This window comes from Cryobacterium glucosi (assembly GCF_004402235.1).
In the GTDB taxonomy this organism is placed as follows: domain Bacteria; phylum Actinomycetota; class Actinomycetes; order Actinomycetales; family Microbacteriaceae; genus Cryobacterium; species Cryobacterium glucosi.
In genome coordinates this window covers 132,359-157,400 of record NZ_SOFS01000043.1, presented here as the reverse complement: position 1 = coordinate 157,400, position 25,042 = coordinate 132,359, and the positions used below count along the sequence as shown (strand labels likewise).

The 25,042-nt window shown below is 66.7% G+C and carries 22 protein-coding genes; 9 read left to right on the top strand and 13 right to left on the bottom strand.

Annotated elements, in window-relative coordinates:
* Positions 1 to 79: 79 nt before the first annotated feature.
* The 4 genes from E3O46_RS16825 to E3O46_RS16810 form a co-directional block, all read right to left on the bottom strand.
* Positions 80 to 1,138, bottom strand: coding sequence for a 2,3-butanediol dehydrogenase (locus E3O46_RS16825; RefSeq protein ID WP_134449127.1), 1,059 nt, complete (start codon positions 1,136 to 1,138; stop codon positions 80 to 82).
* Positions 1,135 to 2,193, bottom strand: coding sequence for a zinc-dependent alcohol dehydrogenase (locus tag E3O46_RS16820; protein WP_134449128.1), 1,059 nt, complete (start codon positions 2,191 to 2,193; stop codon positions 1,135 to 1,137). The genes E3O46_RS16825 and E3O46_RS16820 overlap by 4 nt, the downstream gene beginning before the upstream one ends.
* A 7-nt stretch (positions 2,194 to 2,200) precedes the next feature.
* Positions 2,201 to 3,583, bottom strand: coding sequence for a M24 family metallopeptidase (locus E3O46_RS16815; protein WP_134449129.1), 1,383 nt, complete (start codon positions 3,581 to 3,583; stop codon positions 2,201 to 2,203).
* Positions 3,584 to 3,652: 69 nt separating this feature from the next.
* Positions 3,653 to 3,883, bottom strand: a complete 231-nt coding sequence (locus E3O46_RS16810; RefSeq protein WP_134449130.1) for an SDR family oxidoreductase — start codon at positions 3,881 to 3,883, stop codon at positions 3,653 to 3,655.
* A 295-nt stretch (positions 3,884 to 4,178) separates the two neighbouring features.
* Here E3O46_RS16810 and E3O46_RS16805 point away from each other — a divergent pair, with 295 nt between their 5' ends.
* A complete protein-coding gene (locus E3O46_RS16805) occupies positions 4,179 to 5,057 on the top strand; it encodes an NAD(P)-dependent oxidoreductase (protein ID WP_134449131.1) in 879 nt (292 codons plus the stop codon).
* 78 nt (positions 5,058 to 5,135) lie between these two features.
* On the opposite strand, the gene E3O46_RS16800 is transcribed toward E3O46_RS16805, so the two are convergent.
* The 3 genes from E3O46_RS16800 to E3O46_RS16790 all read right to left on the bottom strand — a co-directional run bounded on the left by E3O46_RS16800 (position 5,136) and on the right by E3O46_RS16790 (position 9,999).
* A complete protein-coding gene (locus E3O46_RS16800; RefSeq protein ID WP_241985115.1) occupies positions 5,136 to 7,682 on the bottom strand; it encodes an ATP-binding cassette domain-containing protein in 2,547 nt (848 codons plus the stop codon).
* Between the two features lie 98 nt (positions 7,683 to 7,780).
* A complete protein-coding gene (locus E3O46_RS16795) occupies positions 7,781 to 8,893 on the bottom strand; it encodes a substrate-binding domain-containing protein (RefSeq protein ID WP_134449132.1) in 1,113 nt (370 codons plus the stop codon).
* A gap of 86 nt (positions 8,894 to 8,979) precedes the next feature.
* On the bottom strand, positions 8,980 to 9,999 hold the full coding sequence (locus tag E3O46_RS16790) for an ABC transporter permease (RefSeq protein ID WP_134449133.1): 1,020 nt from the start codon (positions 9,997 to 9,999) through the stop codon (positions 8,980 to 8,982).
* Between the two features lie 313 nt (positions 10,000 to 10,312).
* On the opposite strand from E3O46_RS16790, the gene E3O46_RS16785 reads away from it, so the two are divergent.
* Both E3O46_RS16785 and E3O46_RS16780 read left to right on the top strand, forming a co-directional pair.
* A complete protein-coding gene (locus tag E3O46_RS16785) occupies positions 10,313 to 10,759 on the top strand; it encodes a VOC family protein (protein ID WP_134449134.1) in 447 nt (148 codons plus the stop codon).
* Positions 10,760 to 10,941: 182 nt separating this feature from the next.
* Entirely contained in the window at positions 10,942 to 13,461 is a 2,520-nt protein-coding gene (locus E3O46_RS16780) for a putative bifunctional diguanylate cyclase/phosphodiesterase (RefSeq protein WP_134562124.1), read from the top strand.
* Positions 13,462 to 13,499: 38 nt separating this feature from the next.
* Here the strand turns inward: E3O46_RS16780 and E3O46_RS16775 are convergent, their stop codons facing one another.
* Positions 13,500 to 14,489, bottom strand: coding sequence for a potassium channel beta subunit family protein (locus E3O46_RS16775; protein ID WP_134449136.1), 990 nt, complete (start codon positions 14,487 to 14,489; stop codon positions 13,500 to 13,502).
* 186 nt (positions 14,490 to 14,675) lie between these two features.
* Here E3O46_RS16775 and E3O46_RS16770 point away from each other — a divergent pair, with 186 nt between their 5' ends.
* On the top strand, positions 14,676 to 15,797 hold the full coding sequence (locus E3O46_RS16770; protein WP_134562123.1) for a baeRF11 domain-containing protein: 1,122 nt from the start codon (positions 14,676 to 14,678) through the stop codon (positions 15,795 to 15,797).
* A gap of 70 nt (positions 15,798 to 15,867) precedes the next feature.
* Positions 15,868 to 16,509, top strand: coding sequence for an NADPH-dependent F420 reductase (locus E3O46_RS16765; protein WP_134449138.1), 642 nt, complete (start codon positions 15,868 to 15,870; stop codon positions 16,507 to 16,509).
* A gap of 122 nt (positions 16,510 to 16,631) precedes the next feature.
* On the opposite strand, the gene E3O46_RS16760 is transcribed toward E3O46_RS16765, so the two are convergent.
* From E3O46_RS16760 to E3O46_RS16750, 3 genes are read right to left on the bottom strand one after another with little or no spacing between them, the layout of a single operon-like run.
* Entirely contained in the window at positions 16,632 to 17,648 is a 1,017-nt protein-coding gene (locus E3O46_RS16760) for an aldo/keto reductase (RefSeq protein ID WP_134449139.1), read from the bottom strand.
* 34 nt (positions 17,649 to 17,682) lie between these two features.
* Positions 17,683 to 18,570 (bottom strand): helix-turn-helix transcriptional regulator, encoded by an 888-nt coding sequence (locus E3O46_RS16755; protein ID WP_134558331.1) that lies wholly within the window; start codon positions 18,568 to 18,570, stop codon positions 17,683 to 17,685.
* Positions 18,571 to 18,627: 57 nt separating this feature from the next.
* A complete protein-coding gene (locus tag E3O46_RS16750; RefSeq protein ID WP_134558332.1) occupies positions 18,628 to 19,308 on the bottom strand; it encodes an SDR family NAD(P)-dependent oxidoreductase in 681 nt (226 codons plus the stop codon).
* An 85-nt stretch (positions 19,309 to 19,393) separates the two neighbouring features.
* Here E3O46_RS16750 and E3O46_RS16745 point away from each other — a divergent pair, with 85 nt between their 5' ends.
* Both E3O46_RS16745 and arr read left to right on the top strand, forming a co-directional pair.
* Positions 19,394 to 20,221: a helix-turn-helix transcriptional regulator gene (locus tag E3O46_RS16745; RefSeq protein ID WP_134562122.1), complete on the top strand. Its 828-nt coding sequence runs from the start codon at positions 19,394 to 19,396 to the stop codon at positions 20,219 to 20,221.
* A gap of 63 nt (positions 20,222 to 20,284) precedes the next feature.
* Positions 20,285 to 20,713: an NAD(+)--rifampin ADP-ribosyltransferase gene (gene arr / locus E3O46_RS16740; protein ID WP_134449143.1), complete on the top strand. Its 429-nt coding sequence runs from the start codon at positions 20,285 to 20,287 to the stop codon at positions 20,711 to 20,713.
* 56 nt (positions 20,714 to 20,769) lie between these two features.
* Here arr and pgi read toward each other — a convergent pair whose 3' ends face one another.
* The gene (gene pgi, locus E3O46_RS16735; RefSeq protein ID WP_134449144.1) at positions 20,770 to 22,497 is read right to left on the bottom strand and encodes a glucose-6-phosphate isomerase; all 1,728 of its coding nucleotides are present in this window, start codon (positions 22,495 to 22,497) and stop codon (positions 20,770 to 20,772) included.
* A gap of 244 nt (positions 22,498 to 22,741) precedes the next feature.
* Between pgi and E3O46_RS16730 the strand changes: the two genes are divergently transcribed.
* Together E3O46_RS16730 and E3O46_RS16725 are read left to right on the top strand one after the other, a co-directional pair.
* Positions 22,742 to 23,215 carry an aromatic ring-opening dioxygenase LigA gene (locus E3O46_RS16730; protein WP_134562121.1) on the top strand — a complete coding sequence of 158 codons (474 nt, stop codon included), beginning with the start codon at positions 22,742 to 22,744 and terminating at the stop codon, positions 23,213 to 23,215.
* Positions 23,216 to 23,471: 256 nt separating this feature from the next.
* A complete protein-coding gene (locus tag E3O46_RS16725; RefSeq protein WP_241975245.1) occupies positions 23,472 to 24,362 on the top strand; it encodes an NADPH:quinone oxidoreductase family protein in 891 nt (296 codons plus the stop codon).
* Here the strand turns inward: E3O46_RS16725 and E3O46_RS16720 are convergent.
* Positions 24,359 to 24,967, bottom strand: coding sequence for a TetR/AcrR family transcriptional regulator (locus tag E3O46_RS16720; RefSeq protein ID WP_134449146.1), 609 nt, complete (start codon positions 24,965 to 24,967; stop codon positions 24,359 to 24,361). The two genes, E3O46_RS16725 and E3O46_RS16720, sit on opposite strands and share 4 nt — an antisense overlap.
* Between the last annotated feature and the right edge of the window lie 75 nt (positions 24,968 to 25,042).

The following is a 25,042-nucleotide window of genomic DNA, read 5'->3' as shown; positions in this document are numbered from 1 at the left end:
GATTCCAATCGTGGGGACGGGAGAGGGTGCGCGAGGGGTGCGCGTCAGTGTGGATCGAGGTCAGCCGTGTGAATCGACGTCAGCGTGCGTTGACGAGGACCTTGACCTGGTCGCCGGTCGGCGAGAGCAGGGTTTCGAAGCCCTTCTCGACGACATCCGCCATGCTGATCTGGGCGCTCACGACCTTCTCGACCGGGTACCGGCCGCGGGCGATCAGGTCGATGATGCGCGGCCAGTCCGTGACGGGATAGCACCAGGTGCCTGCGAGGGTGATGTCGTGTTCGGAGAGGACCATGGGGTCGATGGCCGCCTGCCTGGTGTGCAGGCCGGTCTGCGAGATGCGCCCGGCCGAGCGCACCGAGGCGATGGCCGTCTGGAGGGCCCGTTCGTTGCCCGAGCACTCGATCACCGCGTCGACGCCGATTCCCTCGGTCTGGTCCTTGACCCAGGCGGCGACGTCGATCTTGGACGGATCGATCACCTCGCCCACGTCCAGGCTCCTCGCGAGCGCGACGCGGGTCGGATTGACCTCGGAGATGAACACGCGGGCACCGAGAGCCGAGGCGTAGAGCGAGGCGAGTGCGCCGATCGGACCGGCGCCGGTGATGAGCACGGTGTCCCCCGGCCGGACCTGCGCCGTGTCGACTCCGTAGGCGGCCACCGCTCCCGGCTCGACGAGGGCGCCCTGGAGGTCGGAGACGGAATCGGGCAGCACGCTCACGTGACTGGCCGGCACGACCGCGAGTTCCGAGATTCCTCCGGAGGCGAAGCTCAGGCCGACGCAGGCCATCGACTGGCACAGGTGGTTCAGGCCGCGGCGGCAGTAGTAGCAGCTGCCGCAGTACAGCAACGGCATCACGGACACCCGCTGGCCGACGCGCACCGACCGCACGCCGGAACCCACCTCGAGCACTTCCGCCGAGAACTCGTGCCCGAGAATCTGCGGGGCGGTGGCCCCGGTGAGCGGATGCGGGTGCGAGGGAATGACGATCGGCCCCATGGCGTACTCGTGGAGGTCTGTGCCGCAGATGCCGCACCAGTACGGCCGCAGCAGCACGTCGAGGCTGCCGAGGGGTGGCGGTCCGTCCACGTCTTCGATGCGGATGTCGTGCGCGCCGTGGAAAACTGCTGCCTTCATGCTGCCCCTTGTCGTGGATCGAAAAGTACCTTGCCCTCGAGCCGGCCCGTCGCGAGTCGCTCGAGCTGTTCGGCGAGGTCGTCAAGAGGTCGGACGGAGTCGAGAAGTTCGGTGCCCAGATTGGTCGTCGCCAGAATACCCAGAGCGGGGGCGAGGTCGGTGCCGCACACGTGCGCAAGCGTCGTCCGCACGGTGATCTCGCGCATGACGAGCGAATGGATGTCCACAGACTGCTCTGTCGACGGCAGCCCGACCTGGAGGATGGTTCCGCCCTTGCGCACCATCGCGAGGGCATTGTTCAGTTGTCCGGGCGCCCCGCTGGCCTCGATCACGACGTCGGCGCCGAACGGCCCGATGGCCTCGGCGACGCGGGCGGCGGCATCCGCACCTGCCTCGACGACCCGTGTCGCGCCGAGGCGACGGGCTCGCTCGAGCCGCGCCCCCGGGAAGTCGATCACGGTCACGTCGGCGGACACGAGCGATTTCAGCCCGGCGAGCACGAAGGAGCCGATCGCCCCCGCCCCGATCAGGACCACGCGGTCACCGTCACGCACCCCGGACCGACGGGCGGCGTGCAGGCCGACGGCGAGCGGCTGGGCGAGGCCAGCGAGGTCGATCGGGAGTCCCTCGGGAACGAGGACGAGGGTGCTCTCCGGGCAGGAGACGAACTCGGCCATACCGCCGTCGGTGTTGAGCCCCAGTGTGTAGTACCGGTCGCAGAGATTCGTGCGACCTTCCGCACACCGGTCGCAGACGCCGCAGGACACACCCGCACCGCTCGCGACGATGTCGCCGACGGAAAAGTGGCTCGACTCGTCGACCTCGAGGACCTTCCCGACGAATTCGTGGCCGGGAATCATCGGGCCGGTCTGGCCGGTGACGGGGTGGCGGTGCTGCACCGGGAAGGTGAGCGGGCCGGCCTTCCACTCGGTGGCGTCCGTTCCGCACATGCCGCTGCGCAGCACCTCGAGCAGCGCTTCGCCCGGAGCCCGGACGGGCGGGGGCACCTCCTCGAGGCGGACATCGTGATCAGCGTGGTAGACCGCGGCGCGCATCGGCGCCCTACTCGGCTTCGCCGCGACCGGCGGCGGTGTTGAGGTGCGACTGGGAGTCGCGCACCAGGGACAACGGCCCCCCGACGCTGTAGTAGCGCTGGCCGGCAACGAGCAGGTCCTCTGCCGGGAACTTGGTGATCACCTGGCACCCCGTGGCGGTGACGACGACTTCTTCTTCGATGCGGGCCGCCCCGATGCCGTCGGCGGACGGCCAGTAGGTCTCGAGGGCGAAGACCATGCCCTCCACGAGCACCTCCGGGTGGTCGAGGGACACGAGCCGGGAGAAGATCGGCTTCTCCCAGATGGACAGGCCGACGCCGTGGCCGTACTGCAGGGCGAAGGCGGCTTCCTCGTCGGGGAAGCCGAATTCCTGGGCCGTCGGCCAGACCTTGACGATGTCGGCGGTGGTGGCCCCCGGGCGCACGAGCGCGATCGCCCTGTCCATGTACTGGCGGGCGATCTTGTAGGCGTCGTGCTGCGCCCGGCTCGCCGACCCGACCGCGAAGGTGCGGTAGTAGCAGGTGCGGTAGCCCTGGTAGCTGTGCAGGATGTCGAAGAAGGCGGGGTCGCCCGGCCGGATCAACCGGTCGGAGAAGACGTGCGGGTGCGGTGAGCAACGCTCCCCCGAGATGGCGTTCACGCCCTCGACGTACTCAGACCCCAGGTCGTAGAGCACCTTGGAAACCAGCCCGACGGCCTCGTTCTCACGCACGCCCGGCCTAAGGAATTCATACAGGGATTCGTACGCGGCATCCACCATCGACGCGGCCTGCGTGAGCAGCGCGATCTCGTCACCGGTCTTGACCGCCCGGGCGTTGAGGAACACCTGCTGGCCGTCGACGACGCGGATCCCCTCCTTCTGCAGGGCCATCAGGATGGGCAGCTCGATCACGTCGACGCCGAGCGGCTCGTTCTGCAGGCCGAACTTCTCCAGTTCGCGCTTGATCTTCTTGGCGACGCCCTCGGCGATCCCCGCGTCGGGGTGGAAGGCTCCGCGGAGGGTCGAGATTCCGGCGCGGGCACCGTTCTCGGCCCGCGGCCGGACCGCGCCGTGGTGCGGAGCGTGCGGGTCGGCATCCGCTTCGGCCGTCGTGGTCTGCAGCCAGGGGTTGTAGAGCTGGTGGTGCTTGGCCGCGGACCCGAAGTCCCAGACGATCGGGTCGCTGTGCCGGGTGAGCAGCGAGAAGCGGATGAGCTTGTCCATGGCCCAGGTGCCGATGTGGGTCGACGACATGTAGCGGATGTTGGAGAAGTCGAAGGCGAGCACGGCCCCGAGGTCCGAGCCGGACAACTCGCGCCGGAGCTTGGCGAGCCTGTCCGTGCGCAGGCGATCGAACTGGATGCGCTCCTCCCAGTCGACGGCGTTGGTTCCGAAAGTGGCTGTGGTCACGGTCGTGTCATTCCTTTGCTGAGTGTCGTGCAGAGTGTCGTGCAGAGTGCCGGAGGGCGGGCTGCCGGATCAGACGAGGTTCATGCCGCCCTCGACGGGGATGACCTGACCGGTGATGCAGTCGGAATCGCTCGCGGCGAGGAACACCGCTGTGGGCACGATGTCTTCGGGCGCGGCAGGCCGGCCCATCAGGATGTCGCCGGCCATCGAGTCGAAGCGGGAGTCGCCGGCCCCCATTTCGGCGAGCTCGGATGCGCTGCCTGTGACGACGACGGTCTTTTCGGCGAGTCGAATGCCCACGTGTTCTGCTCCTTTGCAGTACGAAGTCTGGTGTCCGGTCGGGGCCGGGGTATCGCAGCAATACTATTTTGTACAGTCTCACTGCACAAGGTGTTGGTTGACATTCAACTCAGCGGCGTCGGGCTTGTCAAGCGAACACTGCCATCGCGGGGGAATCACGTTGAGCAGACCGGGCACTCACGGTAGTGTTCACTGGAACTGCACAAAGGGCGGTTGCGCCCCAATCCGGCGCGACGGAGCGCCCGGCCGCTGGCCGGGATCCGGAAACCTCAGGACAATCTGGAAGGCGTGAACTATGTCGGACATCAGCTTCATCGGACTCGGCGAAATGGGCTCTGCCATGGCAGGCCGGCTCATCGAGTCCGGCCATTCGGTGCACGTCTGGAACCGATCGACCGGTGCGGCGGACGCCCTCGTCGCGGCCGGCGCCACCCGGGCGGTCTCCATCGCCGACGCCCTCAGCGTCGGTACCGTGATCTCGATGCTCGCCAATGACGCTGCCGCCGAGGCCGTCTTCAGTGCGGAGGCCCTCGCGGATGCGCCGGCCGGCACCCTGCACATCAACTGCGCCACGCTCAGCGTCGAGGCGACGGATCGGCTGACCGACCTGCACTCCCTCGCCGGGATCGACTACGTGGCGGCTCCCGTGCTCGGCCGGTCCAATATCGCGGCGGCCGGGAAGCTCAATGTGGTCGCGGCAGGCACGAAGAGCGCCATAGCCAGGGCGCAGCCGTACCTCGACGCGATCGGCAAGCGCACCTGGGCCGTCGGCGAGCGGCCGAGCACGGCAAGCCTGGTCAAGATCGGCGTGAACTACAACCTCATCCACGCGCTCCAGGCCCTCGCCGAGTCGGTGACCCTGGTCGAACACGGTGGAGTCGATGGCATGACGTTCGTCGAGATCCTGACGGATGCCGCGTTCACGGGCAGCGTCTACACGGGCTACGGAAACCTGATCGCCCGCAAGGCATACAGCCCGCCCGGTTTCAGCGTCGGGCTCGGCCTCAAGGACCTGTCCCTCGCGGAGCGGGCTGCTGCTGCGAGCGGCGTCGTGCTCCCGACGGCGCCCGTGTTGCGCGACATGTTCGAGCGGGCTCTCGCCGATCCCGAACTCGCGCCCCTTGACTGGTCGGCCATCGCCGAGATCACCCGCGGGCTCAGCACCGCAGAGTGAAGCGCAAGACAGATGGCAGAGCGCCGGGACCGGATCGGGCTCGGCGCTCTGTCGTCTCGGAACCGGTGACCGGGCGGCCTACCTGAGCGCGAAGGACGTCTTCCTGCGCTTGTTGTTGCGTCGTGCGACCGAGTAGACGATCGCCGCCACCAGGATGAGGAGCCCCTGGAACAGGTACTGCCACATCTGGGACAAGCCGAGGAAAGACGTCGCATTGAGTACCTGCACGAGCAGGATGGAACCGAGGAGTGTGCCGATGAAGGTGCCCCGCCCGCCGAGCAGGCTCGTTCCACCGAGCACGACCGCGGTGATGCTCGTGAGCGTGTAGCCGACGCCCTGGGCGGGGTCGCCGACCCCGATCTGCGCCATCAGCATCACGGCACCCACGAACGCGAACAGTGAAGTGGCCACATACGCGAGGATGACGGTCCGGTTGATATTGATGCCGTTCCTGCGCGCCGATTCCTCGTTGGACCCGGTCGCGCGCAGCTTCCAGCCCCAGCGTCGCTTCTTCAGGAAGAACTCGGTCACGAGCGTGGCCGCGACGAGCACGATGAATGCGACAGGCACCGGCCCGAGCTGCCACCCGATGATTCCGGTGACCGTCGAGTTGATGTACCCGTCCGGGGAGCTCCTGAGCAGGAAGCTGAATCCCTGCAACGCGATGTACACGGTCAGCGTCGCGGCGATGGGAGTGAACCGGGCGAACCTGATCAGCGAGCCGTTGACCACCCCGATGACGGCCGCCACGACGATCATGAGCACGAATCCGAGGACGATCATCACCACGGACTTGTCGTCGTTGATGAAGAACGACCCGATCACCACCAGGAACCCGGCGAGGGGCCCGACGGACAGATCGATACCTCCGATCAGCAGCGAGATGGTCTGCCCCAGAGCGATGAAACCGAGCGCCGTGACGAGGGTGAGCACGGAGTAGATGTTGAAGTCGGAGAGGTAGCGGGCGTTCTGGCTGAACAGGAACGACCCGAGCAGTGCAATGACACCGACCAGGAGCACCGCGGGGGCATAGTCGCCCTGCAGGAAACGACGGAGTCCGGAGTGCTTCGAGACCGATTCATCCGCGACGACGGACACCGATCGGGTCGTCGAGCGGACGGCGGCGTGGATCATGCGTTCTTCGCTGATCGCAGCGCCCTGGAGCACTTCGAGCGCGTGCCCCCGCGACATCACGATGACCTGGTCGCACAGCCCCTCGAGCTCCTTCGCGTCGGATGAGGCGACGACGACGGGGATGCCGGAGGCCGAGACCTCACGCAGGATCCGGTAGATCTCGGCCCGGGCACCCACGTCGACGCCCTGCGTCGGCTCATCGGCCACGACCAGCAGCGGCTCGGAGAGCAGCGCCCGCGCCAGGACGACCTTCTGCTGGTTGCCGCCGGACAGGGAGGAGACGACGGAATCCATCGACGCGGCCTTGACCGCGAGCGAACCCAGCGTCTCGGCCACCGTGCCCAACTCACGCTTGCGGCTGAGCAGCGGTCCCCGCTTGAACTTCGCCAGTGCCGAGACGGCGGCGTTCTCGCGCACCGAGAGGGACATCAGGAGGCCCTCGCGGTGCCGATCGGCGGGCATGTATGCCGCCTCCTGCAGGAGTTGCCGGGAGTTCAAGGTCTTGCCGGCGATGGCGACCGTTCCCGTGAAGTAGTCGAGACCGGCGAGCGCGCGCATCAGTTCGCTCTGGCCGTTTCCGACGACCCCGGCGATGCCGATGATCTCGCCCGGGCGGGCGCTGATCGAGATGTTCGCGAATCCCGAGCCGCTCAACCCGTTGATCGAGAAGTTCGTCTCGTCGTCCGGCGAGCCGATGTGCTTGGGCGGGAAGGTCGATTCGAGCTTGCGTCCCACGATCATCGCGAGCAGTTCGTCGTCGGTGATGTCGGCGACGCGGGCGCTGCCGCGGACGCGGCCGTCCCGAAGCACGGTCACCTTGTCGGCGAGCTCACGGACTTCGGCCAGGCGGTGGGTGATGTAGACGACGGCCGTTCCGTTCGACACGGACCTCCGCACACGTTCGAACAGCAGGTCGACGGATCCCTGGCCGAGGGGCGCTGTCGGTTCGTCGAGGATGAGGAGTTTCGGCTTGAGGGCAAGAGCCTTGGCGATCTCGAGCAAGTGCTTCTGGGCAACGGACAGGAGTTCCACGCGATCCTGAAGGTGCACGCTCAGGCCGGCGTCGGCGAGCAGCGCCTGAGCAGTGGCTTCCAGCGACGTACCGGACGCGAGGACCGCGGCGGGCAGGGCGACCTGCAGATTCTCCAGGACGGTCATGTCCGGGAGCACGGCGGGATGCTGGTGGACGATCGCGATTCCGAGCTGCACGGCGATGGCCGGTGTCAGCACGCCGATCGGGGTGCCCTCGAAGGTGATGCTGCCCCCGTCGGGTTGCGCCGTACCCGATGCCACGTTCATCAGCGTCGACTTGCCCGCGCCGTTCTCGCCGAGGATGGCGTGGACTTCGCCGGGCAGGATCTCGACGGAAACGTCCGAGAGGGCCGCGACGCCGGAGTAGAGCTTCGAGATGTTGGACATCACGAGGGTTGCGGGGGCGGCGGGCTCGACCTTGTCCGGCGTCGTCACGTCGACGGTGTCGTGGTTGTTCACAGTTGTGACCTTTTCCTGTCTGTGCAATGTGGGGAAACGAACCAGCCGTCGGGTCGGTCGCGACAGTCGCGACCGACCCGACGGCGGCACCGGTTGGCCTACTTCTTCAGCAGGGCCGCCTGGTCCTCAGGCGACATCTTCGCCGAGAGGTAGATGTCGCCGGGCAGGTCCTTCTTGCACTGCACGGTGCTCGGCTTTCCGCTCACGGAGTCTTCGAAGGCCGGGGCCTTGAAGACCGTGTCGGTCGGGAGCACGCCACCGGTCGCCTTCGCGACCGCGTAGTCGACGGCGAGTCGCACGTTGTCGTTTCCGGTGGCGACCGTCATCAGCTTGAAGTCCGGGTTGGCCGCGCTGTTGTCCGTGTAGAAGCAACCGAGGGAGTTTCCGTCAGAGGTGACGATGGCCGGCACGGAACGCCCGCTCTTCGCGAAGGCCGGAAGGGCGCCCACGAGCGACGGGCCGAAGTCCGAGACGATGGCGTCGATCTTCGGGTACTTCGCGATGTCCGCGGTGAGCACCTGCTGGGTGAGTGCCGGGTCCCAGTTGGTGACCTCGGGCGTCTCGCCGATGAAGACGTACTTCGGGTCGGTGATGACCGACTTCATGCCCGTCAGCTCGTCGACGGCCTGGCTGTTGCCCTTCGGTCCGCTGATGAAGAGGATGTTGCCGCCGTCGGGGAGGTTGGTCTTGAGCCAGTTACCCCAGTTCTTGCCATCGGTCACGAAGTCCGCGCCGATCCAGGCGTCGTAGTCCACGCCGTCCTTGCCGCCCGGGTCGACCCGGTAGGGAACGGTCACGACGCCGGCCTTGTATGCGCTGCGCAGGGCGGGCAGCATGGCCTGGCCGGCGTCCGGGAACACGACGAGGGCGTTGACACCCTTGGCGACCATGCCCTGGATGTCCGAGATGGCCTTCTGGGTGTCACCCTGGCCGTCCGCGTATTCGTAGCTTGTGACGCTCGGGCACAGCTTGGCCTCATCGGCACCGGCCGCCGTCGTCACCAGGCGCCAGCTGTTTCCGCCGAAGCCGTCGAGCAGACCGAGGGAGATCTTTTTCGGACCACACCACGACGGTGCTCCTGCCACAGAAGTTCCGGCATCCGCCGTCGAGCCGGAGCCCGAGCCCGATGACGTTCCGCTGCAGCCCGCGAGCGCCAGCGAAGCTGCGGCGAGGGACATGACGAGCATTGCGAGACTCTTGGGACGTTTCATGTTTGATTTCCTCCATTGTGAGAGCGACGCCTCTGTCGCACTATTTCGACCGCTCCGTCGAAAACCTTGTCCCCGGTGTGCAGCAGTCATGCCGGGGTGCCGATCCGGGGGGACCTGCGGATGAACCTCTGGCGGAATGCCGCCCAGTCCACCGTGTACAGTGCCACGCCGACGGCGAGCGCCGCCGCCTGCACGAGGGTGCGCACCGCATAGGGCACGCCGAGTGACAGCACGAACTGGTCGAGCTGGCTCAGAAACAACGCCGCGATGACCGTGGCGACGGGATACCCGCGGCCACCCAGCAACGATGTGCCGCCAAGCACGACGACCGCGACCGCCGGGAGCAGGTATGCGTCGCCCTGGAAGGCAGTGGGCTGGTTGGTGATGCCGGCGAGCAGAATGCCGGCCAGGCAGTACAGCAGCTGGGCCCACACGAAAGCCAGCGACTGATGGATCGTCACGCGCAGGCCCGTCGCACGGGCAGTCAGCGGGTTCGCCCCGACGGCTTCGAAACGCCGCCCGGCTACCGTGCGCTTGACCATGACGGTCACGAGCGCCAGCGCGGCGAGAGCGAAGAATGCTGAGTTCGGGATGCCCCAGGTCAGGCCGCCGGCGATTCCGGCCAGCAGGCTGGTCGTGCTGCGCGGCGTGCCGCCGGAAATGCCCAGGACGGCCCCGAAGAGCAGTGCGTTCGTTCCCAGGGTGGCGATGATCGAGTTGAGTCCGAGACGGCCGACCATGAAGCCATTGAGCAGGCCGGCCCCGATCGCGTAGGCCAGCGCCAGAACGACCGCGGGCAACAGCCTGCTGTTGTCACCGTCCGGCTCGTGGCTGACGATCACGATGGCGAGCGACACGGCGCCGGGGATGGAAAGGTCGATTCCGCCCTGCTGCACGACCAGCATCTGGCCGAGGCCGACGATTGCAAGCACGGCGGCGAAGGGGATCATCCCGAGCACAGCCCCGCCGGAGACGCTCGTCGGCGCGACAAGGGCGCAGACCACGAAGAGCAGCACCGTGGATACGCCGACGGTGACGAATCCCTTGGAGACGACAGGTCGCGAACTGAGTAGCTTCGCCGGTTCACGCACCGTTGCGTCGATCATGCTTTCTCCCAACAATTCTCACCGGGCAACGTCGATGTCACGCGCTGTGTGTTGAGCGTCACTTTACAAAAGTCCTGAGCTGTTCACAAGTAGTTGCCGGTAACGATTCGAGAATCGGCAACGCCGAGGTTTGGGGAAGGTGGATCGTCCTCGACCACCGCGAAGGACCATCCCCCGCGATCCGGCGTGCGCGATCGGTGCACACTTGTGTAGTGACACTGTACAAAGCGATCCCGACGCAGCAGAATGTGAGTCGAGTGACAACACGACGACAGCGACCCGCAGTGCGGCGGGACGCAGAGGAGAGAGTCAGATGGCCTTCCAGGTTCTCGGAGTGCACCACGTCGGAGTGACGGTGCGCGACATGAAGCGTTCCTTCGAGTGGTACTCGCGAATGTTCGGGCTCACTCCTGGTCCCGTCAGCGAGGGTTCGGGAGAGGCACTCTCCCGCAGCGTCCAGGTGAACGATGCCGCGCTGGCATTCTCGATGATCATGATCGGGAACACCCGCCTGGAATTCCTGGAATACCACAACCCGGAGGGGCGCGACTTCGATCGAAGCAATGGTGATGTCGGCAGCGCGCATGTGTGCCTCGAAGTGTCGGACCTCGACGCGGCATACCGGGACCTGGTCGAGAAGGGCGCGGTATTCAACGCACCGCCCGTCACTCTCGATTCCGGCGCCCTGATCGGTTCCAAGTGGGCCTACCTGCGCGACCCCGACGGCATCCAGCTGGAAATCTGGGAGTCGCCCGCCTGAGCCCGCCCCCACACCTCCCCCTTCCTCGCGAAAGCGGGTGAGCCGTCGTTCTGAGCGCGGCAGAACGACGATTCACCCGCTCTCGCGGAGGCGAACCGGACTGCGTGCACGGCACCGCATCGGAAGCCAGTACTGTTCAAGTGTCGACCGGCACCAATGCCCGGCAGTTGGGGGGAGCGGTGGTGCGCGTCAGCCGTGACAGTCGGGTCGTTTCCGCCCTCGTCGCCCTGGTGACCCTCTTCTCCCTGGTCCGGTGGTACATGCTCGACCTGTCGACCGGCGCAGCGTTGCCACACGACGTCATGAAGCCGACAACGATCGTTGGGCTCCTCGTTCTCGCGGTCGCCCTCGCCCTCGCCGACCGCCCGGCGGTCGCGACAGCGCTGGGCGCCGTCGCGACCGTCATCGGCGGACTGACCCTCGCCGAATACGTCTCGGGCGTTGGCCTGGGCGTCGACGTTCTCCTGCCGGGGCTCCGCCTCGGTGGCTCGCCACCAAGAATGGCGATCGGGACCGCACTCTCCCTCGTGCTCCTCGGACTCGCCTTCTGCCTCCGTGGCGTGGCGGGTGCCGCCGTCACCGCCGGCTTCGCCGTTCTCACCCTGTTGCTGGTGCTCCTGACGATCCTCAGCGCCGCTTACGGAGTATCGGCCGTGAGTGACCCCGGCCGGCCGCTGAACATCTCCACGCTCACCGTTCTCTGCGTGGGCGCGATCGCCGCGGCCATCCTGTACGAACGACCGGATATCGGGCTGGTCGGCCTGGTCCGCGACCGCCGGAGTGCGGGCCGGCTACTCCGAAGCGGTCTCCCCATTATCATTCTCGGTCCGTTCTTTCTTGGTTGGCTGCGCCTCTGGGCCCAGCGAGAAGGCTGGTTCGACGCCGAATTGGGCAACGCGCTGCTCGTCTCGTCCACCATCGGGCTCGTCCTCGGCGTCGCCTGGATCGCGGCCGGACGGCTCCGCGCGCTCGACATCCAACGGGACGGCGCTTTCGACGCCCTGGCCGTGGCCAATGCAACCCTGGAGAGCGCGGTGCACGACCGTACCCGCGAACTGGCCAGGACCGCCGAGCGACTGCACGCGCTCATCCGCATCGCGCCCGTCGGCATCGTGCAATTCGACGCCGGCGGCGGCGTCGTCACAACCAACGAGCAGTGGATGCGAATGACCGGACTGAGCGTCGAGGCGTCGCGGGGAGACGGCTGGGGCCGGAACATCCACGCCGACGACGCGGAGCGGGTGATCGACGCGTGGAGGACGACCGTCGCATCCGGTGCCGCCTTTGAATCGACGTTCCGGTTCCAGACCCTGACCGGTGAGGCGAAATGGGTGCAGGCGAGCGCCACCCGGATTCTCGACACGACCGGCGTCACCGGCTACCTGTTGAGCGTCACCGACGTCACGGCCGTGCGAGCGGCGGAGGCGCGTGTGGAGCACCTCGCCTTTCACGACCCCCTGACGGACCTGCCCAACCGCCTGCTCCTGCTCGACCGGCTCGACCAGGCACTCCTCTTCGCCGCCAGGGCGCACCGTGGAGTCGGCCTGCTCTTCATCGACCTCGACCGCTTCAAGGTCGTCAACGACAGCCTCGGCCACCACGCCGGCGACGCGGTCCTCGCCCAGATCGCGGTCCGGCTGCGCGCGGCGGTCCGGGCCTCTGACACGGTCGCCCGGATCGGCGGCGATGAATTCGTCGTGCTCTGTCCCGACATCGGCACGGGCGCGGAGGCACGCCGGATCGCAAAGGCGGTGCAAGCCGCGGTGTCCCTGCCCATTGAGATCGGCGACCAGACCGCAATGGTCGACACGAGCATCGGCATCGCCGTCAGCACGGGTACCGAGGACGCCGAGACGCTGCTCCGGCAGGCCGACCAGGCGATGTACCTGGCGAAGGACCAGGGTCGCGCCCGGTATGAGGTGTTCAACGACGACCTGCGCGGGCGCATCCGCCGGCGGGTCGACACGGAGATCGGGCTTCGCACTGCTGTCGGACGCAGTGAGATCGAGACCTGGTACCAGCCGATCGTCGACCTGCAGAACCCGCGGGTCGCGGCCGCCGAGGCCCTGGCGCGCTGGCGGCGACCGGAAATCGGCATTGTCGCGCCGGGCGATTTCATCGCGATCGCCGAGGAGACCGGGCTGATCAGGGACATCGGCCGCGCGGTGCTTCGGCAGGCGTGTTCTGCGGCCACTTCGCTCGATGCCGATCAAGCCGTCAGCGTCAATGTCTCCGCGCGGCAGTTCGTGCGCTCGGACTTCGGCACCGTCGTTCGCCGTGCCCTCCTCGAGACCGGGCTGGCGCCCGGCCAGCTCTGGCTAGAACTCACCGAGAGCGCCGTTATCGACGTCATGGATTCGGCGACCCGCACGTTCGACGAACTGCGTGATCTCGGCGTCCGCCTCGCGATCGACGACTTCGGAACCGGCTATTCCTCGTTCGCCCAGCTCCGTTCGCTGGAGGTCGATCTACTCAAGATCGACATGACCTTCATCGACAACCTTGTCTCCTCTGACCGCGACCAGGCGATCGTACGCGGAATCCTGCACCTGGCCGATTCCCTCGGACTCGACGTCGTCGCCGAGGGAATCGAGACCAGCGAACAGCTTGAGCTCCTCCGCGATATGGGCTGCCGCTACGGTCAGGGTTATCTCTTCGCGCGCCCGCAGCCGGACATTTCGGTCGCGGTCCTCGTCCACTAAGACGACCGAAGGACGGTGCCAGCGCCCCGCGGGTGAGGTCAGTAGCGCTGGGGGGCAGGCGGTTCGTTGCCGAGGATCTCCTCGATCGCTGCGACCACCTCGGCGGTCAGAGCGGCCTTCGAGTCCAGGGCCGCGAGGTTGTCGGCCAGTTGTTCCTTCTTACTCGCCCCCAGGATCACCGTCGACACCCGCGGGTTGCGCAGGCACCAGAGCAGCGCCAGGTGCGTCAACGGCAGCCCGGCATCCGAGGCGACGATCGCCAGTCTGCGGACCTTCTCGAGCTTGGCCTTCCCGGCTTCGGATTCCCACTCCGCCCTGAGCCACTCGTAGCCCGGGAGGTTCATCCGGCTGTCCGAGGGAACCCCGTCGTTGTACTTGCCGGTGAGGACCCCGGAGGCCAGCGGCGACCAGATGGTCGTGCCGAGGCCGAAGGTGTCGTACAACGGCAGGAACTCGCTCTCCACCTTCTGGCGCGTGAACATGTTGTACTGCGGCTGTTCCATGGTCGGCGGCGTGATGTGCAGGGCACGGGCGACGGCGTGGGCCTCGGTGATCTGCTGCGCACTCCACTCCGACGTTCCCCAGTACAGCACCTTGCCTTGCATGATGAGGTTGTGCATCGCCCAGACCGTCTCTTCGATCGGCGTATCGATGTCGGGACGGTGGCAGAAGTAGAGGTCGAGGTAGTCCACCCGCAGGCGCTTCAGCGCGGCATGGCAGGCTTCGGTCACGTGCTTGCGCGACAAGCCCCGCTGTGTGGGCTTCGATCCGCCCCAGAAGACCTTCGACGACACGGCGTAGGAATCACGGTCCCAGCCGAGCTTCTCCAGCGCGGCCCCCATCAGGGCCTCCGATGCACCTGCTTCATAGCCTTCGGCGTTGTCGAAGAAGTTGATCCCCGAGTCATAGGCGAGCGTCATCAACGCCAGCGCGTCGTCCTCGCGCACCTGCTTGCCGAACGTCACCCACGACCCGAGGGACACCTCGCTGACCTGCAGCCCGGACTTGCCCAAACGGCGATACTCCATGTTCAATCCCTCTCAGTCGCGACCGGCCCGAACCAGACATCCTGGCGATCGGACCTCACTGGAACACTACGGCCCGCAGCTGCACGGATGCGCCGCGCGGCCCTCCGGAGCCGGGGCTACACTGTCGTCGTCGCGGGGGACGCACGAGAAACCAGACAACGACTCTCCGGAAGGTACGGGCCAGACATGCTGCACACCGACATCCCCAATCCAACGTCGATCCGGCAGCTGGCGGCCGTGCGGGAACCGTTCTGCGTCTCGATCTATCTGCCCACGAGTCCGGTTCCGACCGAATCCGAACCGTCCCGGATCGAGCTCCGCAACCAGGTTGCGGCCGCAGCCCGGCAGCTCACCGAGGCCGGGGCGGGCCGGGCCGCCGTCGAAGAGCTCGAGGACGCGATCGCGGACCTCATCCAGGACCGTCAGTTCTGGTCCTACCTGTCGCGGTCGCTCGCGATCTTCCACTACTCGGGCCACCTGCAGACGTTTCGGGTGCCCAACGTGCTCCCCTCCGTGCTCGAGGTGGCCGATCGCCTGTACATCAAGCCCCTGCTCCGGGCGATCACCTTCCCGCAAACGGCGTTCGTGCTCGCCGTGTCGCAGAATGCGGCCCGGCTGGTCGAGGTCTCGCCGGACGCGGGAGCCTACGTCGTCGACGTGCCCGGCCTGCCTGCTGACGCGGCGAGCGCCGTCGGTCTTCCGTCGATCAGCGGCCGATCACCGTCCGGGCGCATCCAGGGCTCAGAGGGGCAGAAGGTGCGCCTCGCCCAGTATTCCCGATCGGTGGATGCCGCGATCAGGCCACTCGTGACGGGTTCGGGCCTGCCACTCATTCTGGCCACCGCGGAACCGTTGAACAGCATCTTCCGCGGGGTCAGCGGGTATCCGCTCCTCGCCGCCCCGACCATCGAAGGAAACCCCGACGAACGGACTCCCGAGGAGCTCGCGGCCGTCGCGCGTCCCGTGCTGGACCGGCTCTATGCCGCCCAGTTCGGTGAACTCTCCGATCTGATCGAGGCCCGTTTCAACGAGGGCCGCGGCGCCACCGACCTCAGCGATATCGCCCGTGCCGCCACCTACGGCGCCATCGACACCCTCGTTGTCGACATCGACCGGAAGATCCCGGGGTACGTCGACGAGGAATCCGGTGCGATCACCTTCGACGACGTCGACGACGCCCACAACTACGGCGTCGTGGACGAGATCGCCCGCCGGGCCCTGCTCTCGGGCGCGCGGGTGCTCGCGGTCCGCGCCGACGACGTTCCCGGCGGAGGGCCGGCCGCGGCCATCACCCGATTCGCCGTGTGAACGATTTCGCCAGGCGCGTACTTTTCGCTGATGCGGGAACATTTTCCGCCCGGACCTCGTTGTCGCGATCATGACAACTATCGGAATCATCGGAGCAGGAAACATCGGCAGCCAGGTCGCCCGCAAGGCGATCGAGAGCGGCTACGACGTCGTGATCAGCAACTCTCGCGGCCCGGAGACCCTCGCGGACCTCGTGGCCGAACTCGGCCCGAAGGCGACGGCCGGAACCGCCGTCCAGGCGGCAGAGGCCGCAGACGTCGCCGTCGTGACCGTGCCGCTCAAGGCATACGCGGACGTGCCCGTCGAGCCACTCGCCGGCAAGATCGTGATCGACACCAACAACTACTACTTCGAACGCGACGGCCACATCGACGCCCTCGACAAGGGCGAGGCGACCGTCACCGGCATGCTGCAGGCGCACCTGCCCACGTCCCGGGTCGCGAAGGGCTTCAACCACATCATGGCCGTCGACATCACCGGAGACGCGCACCCCGCCGGCGACCCGGCGCGGCGCGCGCTCGCGACCTCGTCTGACTTCGCGGATGCCTCCGACTTCGTCACGAAGCTGTATGACGAATTCGGCTTCGACACCGTGAACATCGGCCCGCTCTCCGAGAGCTGGCGCGTCGAGCGCGACCGCCCGGCCTACGTCATCCGCCAGAACACCGCCGAGCTCGAGGCCAACCTCGCGAAGGCCCCGCGCACGGTCTGACCTTCGCACGGTCTCATCGTCGGCCTCGCAGCATCCGCCCTACCGCGAGAGCGGAGTTTTGGCCCTTAAACCCATGGTTTAAGGGCCAAAACTCCGCTCTCGCGGAGACAGGACGGCGATCGTCAGCGGCGGCGCGCGGCCGGGGTGAGCTCGGTCGCTCCGTAGCTGTTGTCGTCGGGGTTCAAGGTGACGCCGGGGGCGACGAGAGCGTCGATCGCGTCGAGCACCTCGGTGGAAAGGATCACGTCCGCGGCGGGAAGCTGCGAGATGAGTTGCTCCATCGTGCGCGGGCCGATGATCGCCGAGGTGACTCCCGGGTGGTTGATCACGAACGCTATCGCCATCTGGATCAGTGTGAGACCGGCCTCGTCAGCGACCCGGGCGAGGGCGTCGACGACCTCGAGCTTCTGCTGGTTGGCGACGCTCGTCATATCGAAACGGGCGCTCGGGCGTGCCGCCGAGGTCGGGACGGGAGCGGCGTCCTTGCGCCACTTGCCGGAGAGCCACCCGCCGGCGAGTGGGCTGTACGTGAGGGTGCCCATGCCGTAGCGACGTGCCGTGGGAAGGACATCCTGCTCGATGCCGCGGACGAGGAGCGAATAGGGCGGCTGTTCGGTGACGAACCTGGCGAGGTTCCGGTCGCGTGCGGCCACCTGCGCCTCGACGATCTGGCTGCCGGAATACGACGACGAGCCGATATAACGGACCTTGCCCTGCCTGACCAGATCGGTCAGCGCGCCGAGCGTCTCTTCGACGTCCATCGCGGCGCTCGGGCGGTGCACCTGGTACAGGTCGAGGTAGTCGGTCCCGAGGCGGCGCAGTGATCCTTCGACGGCCTGCATGATCCACTTACGCGACCCGCCGCTCTGGTTCGGGCCCTTCCCCATCGGCATGAAGAACTTGGTGGCGAGGACGACATCGTCACGACGTCCCGCGAGCGCCTTCCCGACGATCTCCTCTGATCCGCCTCCGGAGTAGACGTCGGCAGTGTCGACGAAGTTGATCCCGGCATCCAGGGCGTGGTGGATGACCCGGATCGAGTCGTCGACGTCCTGGTTGCCCCAGGCGCCGAACATCATCGTGCCGAGGCACAGGGGGCTCACTTCTACACCGGTGCGTCCCAAGAGGCGGTAGTCCATCTGGTTCTTCCTTTCGTTGGCGGGCTGGGGTTCCTCAGCCCGCGTGGTGCTCGTCGATCGACAGGGCGCGAGATTCCCGCGCCTCTGTCGCAGCCCAGCTCGCCAGGAGGCCGAGGGCGTCTGCGGACTTCGAGCCCGGCTCGGCGCCGTACACGAGCAGGGTGAGCCCCTCGTCCGTCACAAGCTGCATGGCCTCGTAGGTGAGTTCGAGGTCGCCGACCACGGGGTGGTGGAGCCGTTTCTCCCCTGACGTGTGTTGGTAGACATCGTGGGCAGCCCAGCGGATGCGGAACTCCTCACTTCTCGTCGAGAGCTCCCCGATCAGGTCGGTCAGGCCCTTGTCATACGGGTTCTTGCCCGCTTCCGCCCGGAGCGTCGCGACCGTGCCGGAAGCGATCAGGTTCCAGTCGGGCCAGAAGTCGACCGCTCTCGGATCGAGGAACGCGAACCGCGCGGTGTTGGGGGGCGTCAGCGGGCCGTCGAAGACCGGCGCGTACAACGCGCGCCCCAGAGCGTTCGTCGCGAGGATGTCCATCCGCCCGTTACGCAGCCACGCCGGTGCGGCGATCGAATCCAGCACCATGATGACACCGGGGCGAACCCGGCTGACGGCTGGTCGCCGCCGCGTACCGACAGAAGCATTGGCCGTCCGTGCCAGGTCGAACAGGTGAGCCCGCTCGGTTTCATCGAGCTGGAGAGCACGTACCAGGGCCTCGAGGACACTCTCGGAGACGCCGCCGAGGTTGCCGCGTTCGAGCCTGACGTAATAGTCCACACTCACCCCGGCGAGCATCGCGACCTCTTCGCGGCGGAGTCCGGCGACTCTCCTCTTCCCACCGAAGTCAGGCAGCCCGGCCTGTTCGGGCGTGATGCGTGCCCGCCGCGTCACCAGGAAGTCACGAATCTCGGTCTTGTTGTCCACGCCAAAACGGTACGTCACATCCCTCGAGGGTGGGAGGTCCTGCCAGTACCCGGAACGTCAGTAGGCGATGAGACCGTCACGGTCGCTGAACGTTCCGGTCGGACCGTCGTGACCGATCGTCGCCATCGCCACCGCAGCATCCGTGCCCTCGGATACGGTCTGCGGCCCGCTGTGACCGTTGAGATCGGTGGACGTGTAGCCCGGATCGATCGTGTTCACCCGCATCGACGGCAGCATTTTGCTGTATTGCAGGGTGAGCATGATCACCGCGGCCTTGGACGTCATGTAGCCGAGGCCGGTGATCGTCGATTCGACGCGGGCGGGGTCTGTGACAAAACGCGGGAACCCGAGCCCACTGGCGACGTTGACGATCCGGGCGTTGCCGGACGCTCTGAGCAGCGGCAGGGCGGCCCGGGTGACGCGGACGATCGAGTACACGTTGGTGTCGAAGACCGCGGCCAGGTCGTCCGCACCGAATTCGTCGACTCCGGCGTGCGAGCCGACGATCCCGGCGTTGTTGATCAGAACGTCCAGCTCGGGTAGTGAGGCGATCGCGGATGCGACGGACTCGTCGTCCGTGACGTCCAGCTGCAGGACGTGGGCGCCGAGAGCCGCAGCATCCGTGCCGTTGGCCGTGTCGCGCATGCCGGCATAGACGGTGTGTCCGGCCCGGAGGAGGCGGCGGGCGGTTTCGAGTCCGAGGCCCTTGTTGGCACCGGTGATGAGTGTTGTTGTCATGATTCCAGCCTGCGGGCGTGCCCGCGACACTTGCTGGGATTGCCAGTACCACCCGCTGCCCAGCCGGGAAGGGCAGAGTGGAGCCATGCCAGAACTCGCTTCCCTGCTTCGCGCGTGGCGCGACCGGATCTCTCCCGTTGAGGCGGGTTTGCCGTCCGGTGGAGACCGACGCTCGCCCGGGCTGCGCCGCGAGGAGCTCGCGATGCTCGCCAACCTCAGCGTCGACTACGTCGTTCGTCTCGAGCAGGGCCGCGCCACGCATCCGTCACCGCAGGTGCTCGGGTCGCTCGCCCGCGCGCTTCGACTCACCAACGACGAACGGGACCACCTGTTCCGCATCGGCAGGGTAGCGGTGCCGACGAAGACCATGGTCCCCCGGCACGTGACGCCGGGAGTTCGGCACATCGTCGACCGGCTCAGTGAAGTCCCCGTTGCGGTCTTCTCTGCCGCCTGGGATGCCCTGCTGGTCAACGACCTCTGGCTGACCTTGTTCGGTGAGGCTCCGGCGGCGGGACGCGGTTCCAACCTGCTCTGGAACCGGTTCGCCGGGGGCCCGTCGTTCGTCGAGCACAGCCCGGAGCACCTCGTTGAGTTCCATCGGGACCTCGTCGCCGATGTTCACGTGGCCTCGACCCGGTACCCGGACGACACCGCGCTCTCTGAACTCATCGCCGACCTGCGCGCGACCTCGGAGGAGTTCGAACGGTTATGGAGTTCGGCGACGTTCGGGGAACACCGCGAGTCCCGCAAGACCGTGCAGAACGCTCTCGTCGGCCCGATCACCTTCGATTGCGATGTCCTTGCGGCGCCCGGGAGTGACCTGAAGATCGTCGTGTACACGGTGGTTCCTGGCTCAACGGATGCTGCCAGGCTCGACCTCCTGCGGGTGAGCGCCATCCGGACGTTCGCCTGACCGCCCTGTTCTCGCACGGGGTCGGCCGGGTACGATCGTGAATCGACCTTTCAGGGAGTGCGCATGACAAACGAACCCACACCATTCGAAGTCCACGAATCGGGGGCCCTCTTTCACGGCACGAAAGCCGACCTGGCCGTGGGGGACCTGTTGGTGCCCGGGCGCGGGTCCAACTTCGAAGCGGGACGGACGACGAACTACGTCTACCTGACGGCGACCCTGGATGCCGCGACGTGGGGGGCCGAGCTCGCGGCCGGAGACGGCCGCGGCCGGATCTACATCGTCGAACCGACGGGTGCCCTCGAAGACGACCCCAACGTGACGGACAAGAAGTTCCCCGGGAACCCGACCCTGTCGTACCGCACCACGGAGCCGGTCACGATCGTCGGCGAACTCGAGGACTGGACAGGGCACTCCCCCGACCGGCTCCAGGCCATGCGCGACGGTCTCGCCGAACTCAAGCGCCAGGGTCTCGCGGTCATCTACGACTAGGAGCGACCGGAGACCCCTACCGGGTACGTCACCATGCGTGACGTACCCGGTCGGCGTCAGTTGCGCAGCTCGAGGTACTTCGAGATCAGGGCCTTCGTCGAGGAGTCCTGGGCTGCGAGTGCGTCCGCATCCCCGTCGACGGCGGGAGCGACCTGAAGCGCAAGCTGCTTGCCCAGTTCGACGCCCCACTGGTCGAACGAATCGATGCCCCAGATCGTGCCTTCGGTGAACACGATGTGCTCGTAGAGCGCGATGAGCTGGCCGACGACGCTCGGCGTGAGGGCCGGCGCGAGGATCGACGTCGTCGGACGGTTCCCGCTGAACGAGCGGGCCGGCACCACGGACTCGTCCGTGCCTTCTGCACGAACCTCCGCGGCCGTCTTCCCGAAGGCGAGCGCCTTCGTCTGGGCGAAGAAGTTCGCCATGAACAGCCCGTGGACGTCCTGTCCTGGCTCGACGGCGGCGCCGTCGCCCGTCTCATCTTTCAACGGGTGGGCGGGATTCGCGACCGCGATGAAGTCCGCGGGGACCAGGCGCGTGCCCTGGTGGATGAGCTGGTAGAAGGCGTGCTGTCCGTTCGTGCCCGGTTCGCCCCAGAAGATCTCACCGGTGTCGGTCGTGACGCTTGTCCCGTCCCAGCGGACGCTCTTTCCGTTCGATTCCATGGTGAGCTGCTGGAGGTACGCCGGGAAGCGGTGGAGGTACTGGGCGTATGGGAGCACAGCATGGCTCTGGGCCTTGAGGAAGTTGGAGTACCAGACGTTGAGAAGACCCATCAGGACCGGGACGTTCTGCTCGAGGGGCGCCGTGCGCATGTGCTCATCGATGGTGTGGAAACCGGACAGGAATTCGCGCCAGTTGTCCGGGCCGATGGCGACGACCACGGACGTGCCGATGGCGGAGTCGATCGAGAAACGGCCGCCGACCCAGTCCCAGAATCCAAAGGCGTTCTCGGGATCGATGCCGAATGCGGCGACCTTGTCGAGGGCGGTCGACACGGCGACGAAGTGCTTGGCGACGGCCGCAGCACGGGCGGCGTCAGTGTCCTCGATGGCGCCGGAGGCGAGGAGCTGGTTCCAGAGCCACTCGCGTGCCAACCGGGCGTTCGTGAGGGTCTCGAGGGTACCGAACGTCTTGGACGCGACAATGAAAAGGGTGGTCTCCGGGTCCAGGTTCGCCGTCTTCTCGTAGACATCCGTCGGGTCGATGTTCGAGACGAAGCGGCACTCGAGGCCCGCCTGCACATACGGTTTCAACGCTTCGTAGACCATGACGGGGCCGAGGTCGGACCCGCCGATCCCGATGTTGACGACAGTCTTAATGGCCTTGCCCGTTATACCGGTCCACGCGCCGGACCTCACCTTGTCGGCGAATGCGTAGACCTTGTCGAGTGTGGCGTGGACGTCGGCGTCGACATCCGCACCGTCGACGACGAAGCCGGTCGGCGGCACGAGGTCTGCGCCATTCTTCGGGCGGCGGAGCGCCGTGTGGAGAACCGCACGGTCTTCGGTGACGTTGATGTGCTCGCCGGTGATCATGGCGTTGAACCGGCCTGAGACGTCGACGTCCTTCGCGAGCTGCACGAGGTGGGCCAGGATCTCTTCGGTCAGGAGATTCTTCGACAGGTCGACCGTGAGGTCGCCGGCCTGCAAGGTGTAGCGACCAGCTCGTCCCGGGTCGGTGGCGAACCACTCGCGGAGATCAGGCGAGAATCCCTCGGCGATGCCGGCGAGCTGACTCCAAGCGTCGGTAGACGTGGGATCAACGGGGGCGAATTCGGTCATGGATTCCTCCTGGACAATGGATCAGCAAACCGCCCGCGACTCCCGCAGTTCAGCGAGGCGGACCGCTTACCAGCCTATGGCCGTGTTCGGCGACCGTCTAACGCCAACCGGTTCAACCAGAACGCAGCAGGGACGGGCGGCGGGCTCGGTGCAATCGGATCTCACGTCACAAGCGAGTTTCATCTGGAGTCGGCATGCAGAACTGTGTGACACTCGAGTGTTCCGCTTCACGAAAGGATGATCGATGTCGTCGTTGCCCACTGCAATCGCCCTTCGCCGCACCGCAGGTCTTACCATTGCGGCCGGTTCGCTTTTCGTCGCCGTCGGAGCAGGTGCGTGGCTCACGGTCACGAAGCAGCTGCGCGATGAAAAGATCACAGTACCCTGCAACGCGCCCATTCTCGCGGGCAAGACGGTGCAGGGGCCGGTGACGGCCTACGTCGAGGCGATCGTCATCAAGAACAATGCTGAGCGCGGAGCGGGTGGGCGCACATTCGCCGATATCAGTGCGGCCCTGAGAGGCCTTGACGCGACCAGCGACGAGGCAGTCGAGCTGCGCAAACAGAGCGCGGCGCTTTCAACAGGGGCATCGCTGCGCACCTCGCTGCTGACGTCCGTGCTCGCCTACGGGGTCAGCGCCTTCGCCGGCGGACTCGGGGCCTTCTTTCTGATCGTGGGTACGCAACTGCGTCGAGTCGACGCAGGTGGATCGCGCTGATTCACCAATCTGGCGCCTGAATTCTCGGGGCTGTCACCGCTGGCGCCGTGCCGCTCCAGGGATGACTTTCGCCCCGGGCTCTGTTGGCGCGCGGAAGATCCCAGGTCTGGCGGCCGACGCAAAGTCACTTGTCGGCATGATTGAACGTATGAACTCACGTGCGACGACAATGCGGGCAGTGCGGAACACCACACACGGTGGACCCCGGCTACTCGAAACACACACGATCCCGATTCCCGTCCGCGCACGAGGCGAAGTGCTCGTAGAGGTTCATGCCGCAGGGATCGCCTACCCGGATGTGCTGCAATCTCGGGGCGAGTACCAGCTGCGCGTCCCGGTTCCGTTCACAATTGGGAGCGAGTTCTCCGGGATCGTCGTCGACGCCGATGCCGACTCGGGATTCACGGCCGGCGACCGCGTTCTCGGCGTTGCCGGTTCTGGCGCGTTCGCAGACTTTGTGGTCACGCCTGCGGATCGCGTCCTGCCCCTTCCGGATGAGATCGACTTCATCGCGGCGGCGGCCATGCCCATCAACGTCCTGAGCGCAGAATTCGCCCTGGGGGAACGCGGCAATCTCCGTGCGGGCGAGACGGTGCTCATCCATGGCGCCGCGGGCGGTCTCGGAGTCGCACTCACCCAACAGGCGAAGCTGCGCGGCGCCGAGGTCATCGCCGTCGTCTCCACGCCGGAAAAGGCGCAACTGGCGCGAGACGTCGGGGCAGACCACGTCATCCGGCCTCACGACTTCCTGAGCGAGACTCGCAGAATCACGAACGGCCGCGGGGTGGACATGGTGCTCGATCCTGTCGGTGGCGAACGGTTCACCGACTCGCTGCGTGCGCTGGCGACCCGCGGGCGGCTCCTCGTTCTCGGTTTCACGGGCGGCAGCATCCCCACCGTGAAGGTGAACCGCCTGCTCCTGAACAACACGACCATCATCGGCGTCGCGTGGGAGGGACTGATGCCGACCTGCTCCGTCTCGCTTACGGCCCAATGGGAACGCCTGGCACCGGTCGTCGCTCGAGGCGCGCTCGCCCCGGTGATCCACGAGGTGGTGGCATTCGAGGAGGCCGCCGAAGCGGTCGCCGCCCTGGATGAACGACGGGCTGTCGGAAAGACCGTTCTCACGGTGCACCCCCGCCGTTAGACGCCGGGGGTGCTCTCGGCTACTCCTCGCCGGTCGCCGCGCTCCATGCGGGTGACGGCTATATCGACCAGAGCTCGATAGGCGCTGCGCACCATGCCCTGATCGAGCGGATCGCCGGGGTGGAGTGCCCGGTAGCTCCACCACCCCCACATGAGGGCGTCGACAGCACGGGCCGTGCCATCAGGCAGAGAGCGGCGAAGAACCATGAGGGACTCCTCTTGGAGGTCGCGGAGGACTTCCGCAACCCGGGGACTGCGCGCGCCGTAAAGGTGCATCTCCTCATACAAGCGGATGTCCGTGAGCGTTGGAGCTGTCGACCCGCACGTGGCGGCCACGAGCGCGTCAACGACATCAGTGTCGAGACGGGCGTCGCGCATCGGGGCCGCGTATCGCGGTTCGAGTCCGTCTCTCAAGGTCTCGAACGCGCTGACGATCAACGTCTCCAGGTCGGCGAAATAGTACGTCGTGGACCCGAGCGGCACGCCGGCCTGCACGGCGATGCGTCGATATGACGCCGCGTGCACGCCTTCTGACGCGATGACCTCCAGTGCTGCCCGAAGGATCCGGGTTCGGCGCTCCGGGTCATTCGGCTTGCCCTTCCTCACGCGACCTCCTCGATGCCGGATAAAGTATGTACCATTGTACGCAGATTCAGATATCCCAGAAACGGGCAGTGACCC

Coding starts and splice junctions, on each gene's coding strand:
- E3O46_RS16745 (WP_134562122.1), top strand. CDS start 19,394: ATGCCAGAACTCGCTTCCCTGCTTCGCGCGTGGCGCGACCGGATCTCT.
- E3O46_RS16770 (WP_134562123.1), top strand. CDS start 14,676: ATGCTGCACACCGACATCCCCAATCCAACGTCGATCCGGCAGCTGGCG.
- E3O46_RS16760 (WP_134449139.1), bottom strand. CDS start 17,648: ATGGACTACCGCCTCTTGGGACGCACCGGTGTAGAAGTGAGCCCCCTG.
- E3O46_RS16825 (WP_134449127.1), bottom strand. CDS start 1,138: ATGAAGGCAGCAGTTTTCCACGGCGCGCACGACATCCGCATCGAAGAC.
- arr (WP_134449143.1), top strand. CDS start 20,285: ATGACAAACGAACCCACACCATTCGAAGTCCACGAATCGGGGGCCCTC.
- E3O46_RS16795 (WP_134449132.1), bottom strand. CDS start 8,893: ATGAAACGTCCCAAGAGTCTCGCAATGCTCGTCATGTCCCTCGCCGCA.
- E3O46_RS16775 (WP_134449136.1), bottom strand. CDS start 14,489: ATGGAGTATCGCCGTTTGGGCAAGTCCGGGCTGCAGGTCAGCGAGGTG.
- E3O46_RS16765 (WP_134449138.1), top strand. CDS start 15,868: ATGACAACTATCGGAATCATCGGAGCAGGAAACATCGGCAGCCAGGTC.
- E3O46_RS16750 (WP_134558332.1), bottom strand. CDS start 19,308: ATGACAACAACACTCATCACCGGTGCCAACAAGGGCCTCGGACTCGAA.
- E3O46_RS16805 (WP_134449131.1), top strand. CDS start 4,179: ATGTCGGACATCAGCTTCATCGGACTCGGCGAAATGGGCTCTGCCATG.
- pgi (WP_134449144.1), bottom strand. CDS start 22,497: ATGACCGAATTCGCCCCCGTTGATCCCACGTCTACCGACGCTTGGAGT.
- E3O46_RS16785 (WP_134449134.1), top strand. CDS start 10,313: ATGGCCTTCCAGGTTCTCGGAGTGCACCACGTCGGAGTGACGGTGCGC.
- E3O46_RS16730 (WP_134562121.1), top strand. CDS start 22,742: ATGTCGTCGTTGCCCACTGCAATCGCCCTTCGCCGCACCGCAGGTCTT.
- E3O46_RS16820 (WP_134449128.1), bottom strand. CDS start 2,193: ATGCGCGCCGCGGTCTACCACGCTGATCACGATGTCCGCCTCGAGGAG.
- E3O46_RS16790 (WP_134449133.1), bottom strand. CDS start 9,999: ATGATCGACGCAACGGTGCGTGAACCGGCGAAGCTACTCAGTTCGCGA.